The 12730-nt window shown below is 62.5% G+C and carries 11 protein-coding genes; 1 reads left to right on the forward strand and 10 read right to left on the reverse strand.

Going from position 1 to position 12730, the window contains the following annotated elements:
- Positions 1 to 93: 93 nt before the first annotated feature.
- The 10 genes from OG405_RS14215 to OG405_RS14260 all read right to left on the reverse strand — a co-directional run bounded on the left by OG405_RS14215 (position 94) and on the right by OG405_RS14260 (position 11264).
- Positions 94 to 600: a Zn-ribbon domain-containing OB-fold protein gene (locus tag OG405_RS14215; protein ID WP_442790712.1), complete on the reverse strand. Its 507-nt coding sequence runs from the start codon at positions 598 to 600 to the stop codon at positions 94 to 96.
- Positions 525 to 1691 carry a thiolase C-terminal domain-containing protein gene (locus OG405_RS14220; RefSeq protein ID WP_327152110.1) on the reverse strand — a complete coding sequence of 389 codons (1167 nt, stop codon included), beginning with the start codon at positions 1689 to 1691 and terminating at the stop codon, positions 525 to 527. The genes OG405_RS14215 and OG405_RS14220 overlap by 76 nt, the downstream gene beginning before the upstream one ends.
- Positions 1688 to 3706 carry an acetate--CoA ligase family protein gene (locus OG405_RS14225; RefSeq protein ID WP_327152111.1) on the reverse strand — a complete coding sequence of 673 codons (2019 nt, stop codon included), beginning with the start codon at positions 3704 to 3706 and terminating at the stop codon, positions 1688 to 1690. The genes OG405_RS14220 and OG405_RS14225 overlap by 4 nt, the downstream gene beginning before the upstream one ends.
- 147 nt (positions 3707 to 3853) lie before the next feature.
- A complete protein-coding gene (locus OG405_RS14230; RefSeq protein ID WP_327152112.1) occupies positions 3854 to 5008 on the reverse strand; it encodes an ABC transporter substrate-binding protein in 1155 nt (384 codons plus the stop codon).
- A gap of 39 nt (positions 5009 to 5047) precedes the next feature.
- Positions 5048 to 5926 carry an ABC transporter permease gene (locus OG405_RS14235; RefSeq protein ID WP_327152113.1) on the reverse strand — a complete coding sequence of 293 codons (879 nt, stop codon included), beginning with the start codon at positions 5924 to 5926 and terminating at the stop codon, positions 5048 to 5050.
- Complete coding sequence (locus OG405_RS14240) at positions 5913 to 6764, reverse strand: ABC transporter ATP-binding protein (RefSeq protein ID WP_327152114.1); 852 nt, start codon at positions 6762 to 6764, stop codon at positions 5913 to 5915. The genes OG405_RS14235 and OG405_RS14240 overlap by 14 nt, the downstream gene beginning before the upstream one ends.
- A 154-nt stretch (positions 6765 to 6918) precedes the next feature.
- Positions 6919 to 7332 carry a nuclear transport factor 2 family protein gene (locus tag OG405_RS14245; RefSeq protein WP_327152115.1) on the reverse strand — a complete coding sequence of 138 codons (414 nt, stop codon included), beginning with the start codon at positions 7330 to 7332 and terminating at the stop codon, positions 6919 to 6921.
- A 112-nt stretch (positions 7333 to 7444) separates the two neighbouring features.
- Positions 7445 to 8182, reverse strand: coding sequence for a hypothetical protein (locus OG405_RS14250; RefSeq protein ID WP_327152116.1), 738 nt, complete (start codon positions 8180 to 8182; stop codon positions 7445 to 7447).
- A gap of 132 nt (positions 8183 to 8314) precedes the next feature.
- Positions 8315 to 9508, reverse strand: a complete 1194-nt coding sequence (locus tag OG405_RS14255; protein ID WP_327152117.1) for an amidohydrolase family protein — start codon at positions 9506 to 9508, stop codon at positions 8315 to 8317.
- 1153 nt (positions 9509 to 10661) lie between these two features.
- On the reverse strand, positions 10662 to 11264 hold the full coding sequence (locus OG405_RS14260; RefSeq protein ID WP_327152118.1) for a TetR/AcrR family transcriptional regulator: 603 nt from the start codon (positions 11262 to 11264) through the stop codon (positions 10662 to 10664).
- 63 nt (positions 11265 to 11327) lie between these two features.
- Between OG405_RS14260 and OG405_RS14265 the strand changes: the two genes are divergently transcribed.
- Positions 11328 to 12707, forward strand: a complete 1380-nt coding sequence (locus OG405_RS14265; RefSeq protein WP_327152119.1) for a flavin monoamine oxidase family protein — start codon at positions 11328 to 11330, stop codon at positions 12705 to 12707.
- The last annotated feature ends 23 nt before the right edge of the window (positions 12708 to 12730 follow it).

Here is a 12730-nt window from a genome sequence, read left to right on the forward strand (position 1 = left end):
CGAGGTACGCGACCGTCGCTGGCTTTGACGTGTTGGGTATCGGGGCCAGAAGTGTCCGGCGACATACTGAAATGTTCCCTTCGATCGACCGCACTACTCGTGCACGACATAGGCGGGTGGATTCTCACATAAACGGAACCTCGGTAGCGTGGCACCGTCATCGGGCTGCTCCTCGAAGAACACCTCTACACGCATGCCGATTTCGGCGCGTGCGGTGTCCTCGGCGGGCAGGTCGCTGACCATACGAACTCCCTCATCGAGTTCGATGGTGGCACAGACATACGGCACCCGATCGACCCAAGCGGGATGGAAGGCCCGGTGAGTGACGGTGAACGTGAAGATCGTGCCGCGCCCGCTGACCGGGGTCCATTGCCAATCCGCGCTGTGACAGTCCGGGCACAGCACCCGAGGGTAGTGGCGATACACACGGCAGGCGGTACATCGCTGTACCACCAATTCGTGACGGCGCGCGGCCTCCCAGAAGCCGCGAGTCAGAGAGGTGGGCTCCGGCGCCGGACGCGGCATCATGACGCACGTCGCAAGGACAGGACGGCACCGTCGAAGAAGTTGCCCTCGTTCACCACCAGGATGTTCTCGCATCCGTCGACTTGCCGGGCCGGCTCCACTTCGTCTCTGAGTTGGCGGACACCCTCGATAATGTGGTTCATACCCGATACGTGCGCCTCCGAGAGCGCACCTCCATGGGGGTTGACGGGAGTGCGTCCGTCCAGACGGATATGGCCCTCCTCTACATAGGGTCCGCCTTCACCCATGCCCACCACCCCGAGCGCCTCCAGTGCGGCGATAACATACCAGGTGAATCCCTCGTGAATTATCAGACAATCTGCATCCGTCACGTGCATACCCGCCATCCCCAGTGCGCGGCGGGCAGCAACCCCTATCGCGGGCACACCGGCGACGTGCGGCTTCTGCGTGATCGACGTCGGCGAATCGCTATGGGATATACCCACTCCCGATATCAGGACAGGCGGTTTTCGAAGATCCCGGCCGCGCTCGGCACTGACGATCACGAGTGCTCCCGCCCCGTCGGATTCCAATGAACAGTCGAACAAGCGGAACGGTGAGGTGATCATCCTCGAGTTCTGGTGATCGGCCAGCGTCATGGGCTTGCCGTACATGAGCGCACGCTCGTTCAAGTTGGCGTTCGCGCGGCTGTTCACCGCCACATGGCCGAGTTGTTCACTGGTTGTGCCGAACTCGTGCATGTGGCGCTGGGCCGCTTGCGCGAACCATTGTGCAGCGCCGATGTTTCCGAGCGGAAACTCGAACTCGCGGACGGTCGCCATCGAGGCCGCGGTGACGGCCTTGCCGGTCGACACCCGTTCACCGGAATATCCACGTCGACCGGCCGGGATCAGGACGCATGAGGCCACGCCCGTCGAGATCGCCATGCAGGCGTTCTGCACCGAGGCGATCAGGCTTGCGCCGCCGAGCTGGACCGAGGTGCTGAACGCCAGGTCCCGCAGACCGAGGTTGACGATGAAGTCCTCGACCGTGCCCTGAGCCAGCGAACTGGGAATGACTCCGTCGACGTCGGCTACCGTCAGCCCGGCATCGTCCAGCGCGCGCCGGCACGCCTCCAAGTGCAGCTCGAGCGTCGATCTGTCTGTTCCTCGGGTGTACACCGTCTGTCCGACTCCGACGATTGCGCACTGCGCGGTCAGAGTCATAGCGCCTGCGTTTCGGGAACGTCGGCTGCCGGAGTCGTCAGCCGCACCAGAGCGTCCAGCCCGATGACCCCATCGGCGCGCGCGAGCAAGGGATTGATATCCAGTTCCGCGACCTCGCCGGTCGCTGCGAGCTCGGCGAGGCGTAGCACGGCATCGACCACCGCGGCCCTGTCGGCAGGCTGCGCGCCACGCCAGCCGTCGAGCAGCGGAGAGATCCGCAGGCCTGCCACCATTTTCTCCGCGCGTGCACGGGTGAGGGGCAGAACGGCGCGGGCAACATCGCGATACATTTCGGCGTTGACCCCGCCTGCGCCGATGAGGACAACCGGGCCGAGCACTGGGTCGACGCTGATCCCGCCCAGGAGCTCGATCCCCTCCGAGACCTGCTGTGCGATCAGGAAACCCTCGGCACCACGTGATCGCATCTCCGCGGCGGCCGAACTCACGGCTTCGGGGCCGTCGAGCCCCGTTCGAACGAACCCGTGCTCGCTCTTGTGGGAGTGGCCACGGCCTTTCAACACAACTGGATAACCGATCTCGTCCGCCGCCGCGCAGGCATCCGCGATAGTGTCGGCCGTCCGATGAGCGGCGAACTCGAAACCACGATCCTCCAACCAGCGGGTCGACTGGCTCTCATCCAACAGGGTGGTCGATCGGACGCGGGGAGGCGGACTGGGCAACGCACGCGCGAGCCGAACAACCTCGCGGAGCTCCGGGTTTCGTGCCGGGTGCCCGAGCAAGGCCCGCGCTGCGCCGACAGCATTACGAACATTCCGGAAGACCGGCAGACCAGCGGCCCAGAGCTCCCGATACACCGGATGGTCGGTAGATGCCCCATTCCAGATCGGCAGAATCGGTTTCTTCGCGGTTCGCGCGAACTCGACGAGGCTGGCGCCGACGGCCTCGGTGAGCCCGCCGCCCGGCGCGGGGACGGGGCACAGCATCACACCGATGGCGTCGTCACGCAAACACAGCTCCAAGATGCGAACCCCGCTGCCGGCAAGCACGGCCACACCGCCATTGTCCACCGGGTTCGAGATGTTCAATTCCGCGGGAATCACCTCGCGCAGCAGGGTTTGCGTCGCGGAACTGAGCGCTGGAAGCGGCAAGCCGCCCACCGTGGCGAGATCACCGACATGCGCGGCCGAGCCGCCGGATACGCTGCACACCACGACCCCATCCGCTGTGGGTATGGGACAGCGGGCCAGCGCCGCACCGATCTCGATGAGTTCGTCGAAATCATCGACGCGCACGATGCCGAACTGCTCGAAGAAAACGTCCCACACTTCGTCGGTGCCGACCAGATGCCCGGTGTGGGACTGGGCCATCACCCGGCCGACCTCACTGCGACCGACCTTCACCAGAACGATGGGTGTGTCGTTCTCGATCGCGGCCACCGCAGCTTCTCGTAAGCGCCTGCCCGAGGTGAACCCTTCGATGTAGGCGCTGATGACCGCGGTATCGGGATCCTGCGCCAGGAACTCGACGAAGTCCGCCGCAGCCAGGTCGGCTTCATTTCCTGTCGGTGCCCAGTAGCTCAACGCGACGCCGAGCTGCTGCGCCTGGGTCAGCGGTCGCCCCTGAGCGCCGCTCTGTGAAATCACCCCGATCCGCCGCCCCGGCAGCTCGTCGAGCGGGTCCCACGCGTTCGCATTGGTATTGGGTCCGATCAGTCGGGCACCGGCGCTGTGCACCGCCCTGACCAGAGATCTCTCCCGTTCGATACCCTCATCTGTACCGAGTTCCGAATAGCCGTTCGCGAATACCAGAAAGAAGCCCACGTCGAGCCCGGCGTCTCTCGCGGAGTTCACCACGGCCTCGGCATCTCGTACCAGAACCAGGACAACATCGATCGGCCCCGGCAGTGCGGCGAGATCTGCCGCAGAGGGAATGTCGAAGACTTTGTCCTTGGTCGGATTCACCGGATAGAAAGCCGCACCGATTCGGTTGGCATGTGCCAGCGCGCGGCTGGTGACGCTGGCCAGACCCGCGCGCGTGTCATGGGCCCCTACCACCGCGATGGACCGCGGCCGATAAAAAGTCCGAAGATTCAATGGATCCGCAGAAGAGATATTCGAATCCAGCACCGAGTGTGTGGGCTCAGTTGTCGACCCAGTATTCGCCATATAGCACTCCTTGATGATGCCACAACCCTGGTCAGGTCAACTGGCGGGCTGCCCCACTGCCTCTGCGTAATACGAACGATCCACGACCTCGGACTCCGGCAGGATCTGACTTCCCTTGAACACACCGGTCTTCTGAAAACTCTGTTGCAGGCGGTCGGAAGTTCCTTCGCGGATCTCCCAGTCGAATATCATCGACGGAGTTTGTCTGATGATTTCCAGCGGCAGTTCGACCGCCTCGGCCACCCTCGCCGCCATCGCCGGATCGGCCTTGTAGTCACCGGTCAGGTACGTGTTGACCGTCCGCACGAGAGCCCTGACGAAAGCGACGCCCGCATCACCCTTCTCTTTCAGCATGTTCGGTCCGAAGATAATCCCGCCGAACGGCTCGGCAGGAGGCTGTCCGATCGCAAACGTGTAACCGTTCTGGCCGCTGATCCGGGTCCAGTAGGGGTCGCTCAGCCACGCTGCGGGTATCGCTCCGTTCTCCAACGACGTGACCAGGTCGGCCGCAGGCAAAGACTGGAATTTCACATCGTCGATATCAACACCCGCGTCGGCGAACCCGTGTGTGAGCGGATACATCGCAACGCTACCCGAGCCCACGATCGCGCCGATGTTCTTACCTTTCAGGTCGGATATCTTCCCCGGACGCCCGTCCACGTCTCGAATCCATAGTCCTGCCTTCGAGTCGTCGGCGGAGAAGTAATTTCCCAGGACCCACCGCAGGTCGATTCCGGCTGTCAACCCGTTGAAGAATGCCGAATCCGGTGCCCCGACGGAGATATCGGACTTTCCCGAGGCCAAGAGATTGATACTGTCCGCCGCGGGGACCTGTTTGAGTTCGACCTCGAGGTTCTCCTTTTCGAACTCGCCGTTCGCTATCGCGAGACGAACGTTGGCCATGAACTCACTCTGCAGTGTCGACGAAGTCACCAGCAGCTTGGTTTTGCCCGGTAGCGGTTGCGGTTGGGGAGAATTCGCCTCACACCGCGCGGGTTCCCTGTCCGGTGTGCGGTCGGCGGGATCGGTCCAGCCGCCCACACAGCCCGCGACGGGAAGGCCCGCCGCGGCTCTCGGGGTTACCGGACCCGCGGATCGGGAGGCACCCGAATCACCGCTCCCGCAGGCCGAGACGGCCAATGTGAGCACTGCGGCGAAGATGAGCCCCAGTGACGTACGTGTTCTTCTCATGCTGTCCTCAGCATTCTCATAGGGGGACAAGATCCGCCGTCAGGCGTTCGTGGCAGCGCCGTCGTGCGGAGCCCATTTCGTCAACCGTCGACCGATGAATCGGACGATCTCGGTGAAGATCACGCCACCGATGGCGACGACAACGATGCCGACGAACATGTGGCCGTTGAGGAACAGTGCGCGAGAGTTGAATATCAGATATCCGAGCCCGTCCGTTCCCACAATGAATTCAGCGGCGACTATCACCAGGAAAGCTATCCCGGCGCCCACTCGCATCGCGACGAAGATTTGCGGTAGCGAAGCGGGCATGAGCACATGCCGAAACATGTCCCACCGGTTGGCGCCGAAGCACTGCGCAGCCTCTCGGTAGCCCTCGGGAACCGAAATAACAGCCGACATGGTGGAGATCCAGACAAAGAAGAACACGGTAGTGGCAACCAGGGCTATTTTCGGCCCCTCGCCCAGTCCGAATATATTCAACAGAATCGGGAGAAGAGCGAGTTTCGGTACCACATACAGCGCATCCAGTGTCGATTCGAGCATCTTTCGAATCCAGCGGATCGAACCCATGACGAGACCGACAACAACGCCGACGAACGCACCGATGACAAATCCGTAGAAGACCCGCATGGTCGTTATCTTGATATCAGGCCAGAGCGTTCCATCTTTGATGAGCTCCCAGCCGTCTCGGATGATGTCCGTAGGCGCCGGGTAGAGGCGACTGTCTATCCAGCCCACAGTGCTCGACAACTGCCATAGCGCGAGCAGCAGCACCGGGAAGCCGATTGCCAGCGTTGCATCGATGCCTCGCCGGCGCCGAATCGCGCCGGCCGAGTTTATTTCCGCTCGGCCTGGTAATCGCACCAATACTCGATCGGTAGAGCTCTCGGAAATCTGCGACATCTCAATTTCTCCCACCAGCGGAGCTTTGCCCCGCTTCGACCTCATCGCGGAGCAGCTCCCACAGCTCTGCCTTGAATGCCGCGAACTCTGGAGCCTCGCGGACAGCGGCGGACCGGGGACGAGGGAACGGAGAGCGTCGCTCCGCCAGGATTCGTCCCGGTCGTGCGCTCATCACCACCACCCTGTCACCGAGGATGATCGCCTCCTCGAGGCTATGTGTGACAAAGAGAACGGTGCGGCGCTCGGCTTGACACAGCTCGAGCAGTTCTTCCTGCAAGATCGTGCGAAGTTGAGCATCCAGCGCGGCGAATGGCTCATCCATCAACAGGATTTCCGGTTCGGATGCGAGGGCACGAGCGATCGAAACCCGCTGGCGCATGCCGCCGGAAAGCTGAGCTGGATAGACATCGGCGAACTCGGCTATTCTCATTTTCTCCAGCCATAGACGTGCTCGTCTACGGCCTTCCGATTTACGTACTCCTTGGACGTCGAGACCGAAACGAACGTTCGCCTCGACTGTCTTCCACGGGTAGATTCCGTAGTCCTGGAAGATCATCGATGCCGGGTGGGCCGACTTCGCTGCGACTGCAACTTTTCCCATGGAAGGTGGCAGCAGGCCGGCCACTATTCTCAGGAAGGTGGACTTACCACAGCCAGAGGGACCGACGATGCAAACGAACTCGCCCTCCTCGATACTGATATCCATCGGACCGAGCGCATGGACACTCCCGTTGCCCGACCCGAAAGACCGTTCGACACCATTCGCGACAATCTTTGGATGGGAACTACTGGACGTTTCGGTGGTACGGTCCTGTTCTCGGGCCCCTGAAGCGATCGAGCTGTTCGTTGTCATTCTCTATACCTTCAACATGAATTGGTAAGCCGTGTTCGACGGAACTCGGTGTCACCTGGCGGTCCGCGACCGATTCGTGGGCAGGGATTCGGCCGCGCAAGGCGTAGCGCTCCAATCAATAGCCGTGGAGATCCCGGATTTCGGCATCTGGTACTTATCCGGGGGTGATGCGGCGGTGGGTGATTTTCCAGCCGCCGTCGCCACGGCAGAGCTTGTCGGAGTACCGAATAATCAGCTCCAGTATCGGTGTGGCGTGAGCGTCGCGGTAGAACTGCACATAACTGAGCGCTTGCGCCTTCGACCCGTCGACGGTCACGGTGAGCGTGGTGATCACATGGCGTGTGTGTGAGCCCGGTCCACTGATGCCTGCCCTGCGCCGCTCGACTGCGGCAGCGACCACCTCGGCGATGCCGACTTGCCGTGTGCCGGTGGTCTCCCAGACCACATCCTCGCTGTAGAAGTTCCGGTACTCCTCAGCGTGGCCCTCATCGGCACAGAGGGCGCAACGGCCGAGGAAGTCGCGAACCTCCAGTTCCGCCGCCATCGAGTCCGACCGCGCAATCGTCATGATCGGTGTGTCCTTCCAGCTGAGCCTCGTGGCGCCGCTCCGGCGACTCGATATCGGTGCAGTCGCGGTGAGTGAGATAGACGCGGCACCGCCGCCGATCCCGCGTCCTGGATCACTCCACCCATTGCTCGGTGCGATCCTCTCGCCGCGGCTGTCGGCCGGTCCGGAACGGAGAGAGCGGAGCATCGACCAGGAGATACCGGTTGAAGGCAGTGGTCAGCTCGTTGCTCTGCACGCGCCATGCGGAGAGGGCGGGATCTGTACGCAGAGCTTTCTCCAGCTCGGCCCACTCGGTCCACGATGGAATGGCCCAGAGCAGGAATGCCTCACTGTCGTTGGTCATCAACGTCTCCCAGGCTCCGACGAGCCGCCACCCGAAACGCTCGTAGAGCGGTGCGGCGATCTCGCGTACTTTGAGCAGGTATTCGCCTGCCCTTCCGGGGGCGACGTGCACCTCCTCCTGGGCATAGACATCGCCGGTCACTCCGGCAGCGCAGAGATCCGCGGAGGTGGGGCTCCAAGGCGCGGGAAGCAGGAGACGATCGCGACCTCCCGAACGAAACTTCGCCGCGGTGGCCCACCATTTCGCAAGCTTGGGATCTTGCAGCGTCTCATTTTGAAGCTCGTGCCGAAAGGATGCGGCGAGTCCGGAAAGCCCATCTTCTTCCCAAATATTCACCACTTGCGGCCAGTACCCAGTACTCCCCACCACACCCCAGACTCCGTAGCAGCTCTGGTTGCGTTCTTCCTGCCCGATGGGGCTGAAATTGGCGGTCATATGGTACATGTACTTGTCTCGGTTGTGGCCGATTATATCGATGTACTCGTGGATATAGACTTTGTCGTTCATCTAGACCTTCCAAATGCGACCGTCCCGCTGGCTGAGCGGTCCCATTCGATTCCGAACTGGATGGCAATATCGTTACGGCGGCCGGCACCGTCGGCACGGGAAGTGGTTCGGACGCAGGAGTTCGCGACCCTGTCAGACCCGGTCCAGGTTCAACATTCGGATAGCATTGCCTCGAAGTATCTTGTATTTCTCTTCGTCACTCAACCCGAGCAGATGCTTCTCGGCAACAGCTTTCGACTCGGGCCATGTGGAATCTGTATGTGGGTAGTCGGTCTCGAATGTGATGTTATCTATTCCGATAACATCACGTGAGGCTATTCCGTGGTAATCCTTGAAGAAGCAGCCGAACACGTTACGCCGAAAATACTCGGACGGCGGTTCCGGAGTGATTCCGTCCCGTCCTACCCATGCCCTGTGCTCTTCCCAGACGGTATCTGCGCGTTCGAGGAGATACGGCAGCCATCCGATCTGGCCCTCGGAATAGGCAATTTTCAGGTCGGGAAACTGGACTAGCTTTCCGGAGAAGAGCCAGTCTGCCAGCGATGTCATGGAGTTGTTGAAGGAGAGCGTGGCAGCGACTCCGTCCGGTGCGTCCGCCGAGGTCGCAGGCATCCTCGACGAGGACCCGATATGCATGTTGATCGTGGTGGACGTCTCTTCGCAGGCCAGGAAGAACGGGTCCCAGAAACCACTGTGGATGCTCGGCAAGCCCAGATGGGCCGGAATTTCGCTGAAGCAGACAGCATGGACGCCTCGTTCGGCATTGCGCCGGACTTCGGCGGCCGCCAGTTCGGCATCCCACAGCGGCACGATGATCAGCGGGATCAGCACCCCGTTGCTGTCACCACACCATTCCTCGACCATGTAGTTGTTGTATGCCTTGATGCATTCCAGCCCCAACTCCCTATCCGAGTTCTCGGTGAACGTCTGTCCGCAGAACCGGGGAAAGGTCGGGAATGAGAGCGATCCGTCGACATGGTTCGCGAGCATGTCTTTAGTCCGCTCGGCCGGGTCGTAGCACCCGGGGCGCATCTCGTCGTACGTCATCGGTGTCATCGTCATTTCCTCGCGACTGAACCCGACCCCCGCGACATGACGTTTATGAATATATACGAGATCTTCGAATACCCAGCAGTCCGCCATCGGCCCGTCGGGATCGAACGTCTGTTCATATCGCCCGCCTCCGACATGTCGGATTTCGCCGATTCCACGACGCTCTACGCGGGGACCGTGCTCGCGATACTTCTTCGGCAGCCAGGTCTGCCATAAATGAGCGGGCTCGACTATGTGATCGTCGACGCTGATGATTTTCGGGAGCTCTGACATATGAGTGCTATGCCTCTCTGATTTAAATCTGACTGTTCGTCAGATCGCAGTTTGGCATAGAGCGAGCCGTGTGTCCAGCCTCACTTTTCCCGTGAGCCCCGCATCCGAGGTGAGCGGCTCGGTGAACCGTCACGGGTCGGGGCCGCTTCCTGCGTGGGGAAGACGGTCACCATAACGGCGCAGCGTTACCTGCCCGAGGTTCGCGAGAACGCCGTGCGCCCGGCTCTCGAACTTCTCGCTCGATGAGTACGACTCCGCTCATGCCGCTACGCGCGTGATCGGCCCGATAGCCGATGTGCATCACGGGAGTCGCGGCTGTGGACCGAGAAGGCCCTCGACGAAGGCCCGCGACCCGAGTACGCCGACCTCGTCCGGCTTGTCGCCGGCCGGGCGCGAAAGTTCGCTCGGCTGCGGAAAGAGAACCGAGATCTCGAGCAGATTACCGATATTCAGAAGTTGGTATCGGCTTTTCCGCGCGGGATTTCGACCTATTTCACCGCAACCACGCCGAACCAGGTGCGGGTGGCCGATTTCACCTATGTGTCGATCTGGACCGGGTGGGCATATTCGGCGTCCATGTTCGGGCTCCTATTCCCGCGCGATCATAGGCTGTAATGTCTCGCCGTCGAAATGACACTGCTGGCATCCAAAGCGGTCAACACAGCCATGTGGCGGCGAAATCACGACGGACGCCCGGTTGAGCCCGGACTGATACATCACTCCGATGCAGCTTCCCCGATATGCATCGGCCGAAGTCACCGAATCAATTGCTATGCAATGCATTTCACCGTAGGCCGGGTCCGTCGGAGACGCTTATGACAACGCGCTCGCCGAATCGATCAGCGTTGGTCACAACCGAGGTCGCACGCCGACACCGCCCGTTCAAGACACTATCCGAGATCGATTACGCGCTGATGGAATGGCGCGGCCGGTACAACAACGCACGCCTATATTCCCGGCCGGACTAGCTGAGCCCGGCCGAGTACTACGCTCGAAACCTGCCAGCCGACCGGCGCCGGCCCGAAACCGACGACCCAGAATCCGAACAACCTGGCTCAGAAATGCGCACAGTAATAAATGCGCAGCGAAGGGTTCTCGCGGGAAGCGCTTCCTGCAGGCGGTGCAGAACCGTCGCGGCTCGACAGCAGCAATGTCATCCGTGTGGCCGGTCGGCGGTGAGACCGCTCAGCAGCGCACGTGCCACAGCGGCAGCCTCGGCCCGGCCCTTCTCGATGTCGTCGGATTCGGCGATGGTCAGTGACATCTCGGTCAGGGCGCCATACAAGGCGCTGGCCAGCAGTTCCGGCGGATGCGGCTGGATCAGGCCGGTGTCCAGCAGGTTGCGCGCACCCTCGAGTACCAGGTTACTGAGATGACGCCGGTCCACTTCCCGCCATCGGCGCCAACCCAGTGCGATCGGGCCCTGCAGCAGCACGATATGGCGGTAGTCGGGCTCCACGCAGACGTCGAGGAACGCCTCGAGACTGCGGTCGACGCGTTCGAAAGGGTCCGTCGCGGTGTCGATGGCGGCTCTGATGCGTTGCGCTGCCCGGTCTTCCAGTTCGTCGACGACCGCTTCGAAAAGCCCCTTCTTGCCGTCGAAGTGATGATAGAGCGCGCCTCGGGTCAATCCGGCGGTGCGCACAAGCTCCTCGGCGGAGAGATCGACATATTCCCGCTCGGCGAACAGCCGGGCGGCGGTCTCGAGTAGCGCCCGGCGAGTGTCCTCGATGTGCTTGTCCCGCAGCGACTCCATACTGTACGTTTACCACATACATGGTGTATGCCAAATGCACGGCGCATGAATCCGGAGGACGAAATGAACCAGTCAGTGGATGTCGTCATCGTCGGTGCGGGCGTAGCCGGCCTGGTGGCCGCGCGCGACCTGGTACGCGCCGGCCACGACGTGGTGGTGCTGGAAGCGCGGGACCGGGTGGGCGGGCGGTTACTCAACGCCGAGTTGCCCGGCGGTGCGCCCATCGAGGTCGGCGGCCAGTGGGTCGGCCCGACGCAGCACCAAGCGATGGCGTTGATCAATGAACTGGGCTTGGAGACTCATCCGACGCATACCGTCGGCCGCCACATCGCCGAACTCGGCTCGTCTCGTTCCGAGTACACCGGCCGGATCCCCACAGTGAACCCGCTGCCCCTGGTCGACATCGCCCAGACACAGTTGCGATTGGACCGTCTCGGACGGCAGGTGTCACGGACCGAACCGTGGCGGGCGGAGCGAGCCGACGTGTTGGATTCGCAAACCTTCGACACCTGGCTGCGCCGTGCCACCCACACCGCGAAAGGCCGAGCGTTCTTCCGCCTGGTCACCGAGGCGGTGTTCTCCACCGGACCCGAGGACATGTCGGCGCTGTGGGCGAGCTTCTATTTCGGTGCCGGCGGCGGGCTCGATGCCATGATCGGCGTCGCCGGCGGTGCCCAGCAGGACCGGGTAGTCGGTGGCACCCAGATGATCGCGCTGGCACTGGCCGAGCAGCTCGGTGACCGGGTGGTTCTCAACAGTCCCGTGACCGAGGTGGACTGGGACGATGCCCGGGTGCGTGTCCGTACCGGCGGGGCCGTGGTGCGGGCGCGTCGCGCGGTGATCGCGGTGCCGCCGCCGCTGGCCGCGCGCATCCGCTTCGTCCCCGGCCTGCCGGGCGACCGCGACCAGCTCGTCCAGCGGATGCCGATGGGCCGTGTCATCAAAGTCAACATCGTCTACGACGAACCGTTCTGGCGAGCCGACGGGTTGAGCGGCCAGGCCATCAGCGACCGGCGGCCGCTCGGGACGGTATTCGACAACACCCCGCCCGATGGGTCGCCCGGCGTGATCGTAGGTTTTCTGGAGGGCCGCCACGCCGACGTCGGCTCGCGCTTGGATCTCACCGACCGCCGCGCGCGGGTGATCGAAGATCTCGTCGGCTATTTCGGACCGCGTGCCCGTACGCCGATCGACTACATCGAGAAGGATTGGGCCGAAGAGGAATACAGCCGCGGCTGTTACGGTGCGTTCACCGCACCCGGCACCCTCACCCGGTTCGGGCACGCACTGCGACCCGCGATCGGCCCGTTGCACTGGGCGGGCACCGAAACAGCCACTCGCTGGGCGGGCTACATCGACGGCGCCGCCGAATCCGGTCACCGTGTCGCTCTGGAGATCGGCCTTACCCTGGCTCCCACCACGTCGACACGCGATTCCGTATGACCGAGGAGTCGAGGATCTGACCC

The sequence above is a fragment of the Nocardia sp. NBC_01329 genome (assembly GCF_035956715.1).
In the GTDB taxonomy this organism is placed as follows: Bacteria; Actinomycetota; Actinomycetes; order Mycobacteriales; family Mycobacteriaceae; genus Nocardia.

Coding starts and splice junctions, on each gene's coding strand:
- OG405_RS14215 (WP_442790712.1), bottom strand. CDS start 600: ATGCGAGAACATCCTGGTGGTGAACGAGGGCAACTTCTTCGACGGTGC.
- OG405_RS14240 (WP_327152114.1), bottom strand. CDS start 6,764: ATGACAACGAACAGCTCGATCGCTTCAGGGGCCCGAGAACAGGACCGT.
- OG405_RS14260 (WP_327152118.1), bottom strand. CDS start 11,264: ATGGAGTCGCTGCGGGACAAGCACATCGAGGACACTCGCCGGGCGCTA.
- OG405_RS14255 (WP_327152117.1), bottom strand. CDS start 9,508: ATGTCAGAGCTCCCGAAAATCATCAGCGTCGACGATCACATAGTCGAG.
- OG405_RS14265 (WP_327152119.1), top strand. CDS start 11,328: ATGAACCAGTCAGTGGATGTCGTCATCGTCGGTGCGGGCGTAGCCGGC.
- OG405_RS14220 (WP_327152110.1), bottom strand. CDS start 1,691: ATGACTCTGACCGCGCAGTGCGCAATCGTCGGAGTCGGACAGACGGTG.
- OG405_RS14230 (WP_327152112.1), bottom strand. CDS start 5,008: ATGAGAAGAACACGTACGTCACTGGGGCTCATCTTCGCCGCAGTGCTC.
- OG405_RS14245 (WP_327152115.1), bottom strand. CDS start 7,332: ATGACGATTGCGCGGTCGGACTCGATGGCGGCGGAACTGGAGGTTCGC.
- OG405_RS14250 (WP_327152116.1), bottom strand. CDS start 8,182: ATGAACGACAAAGTCTATATCCACGAGTACATCGATATAATCGGCCAC.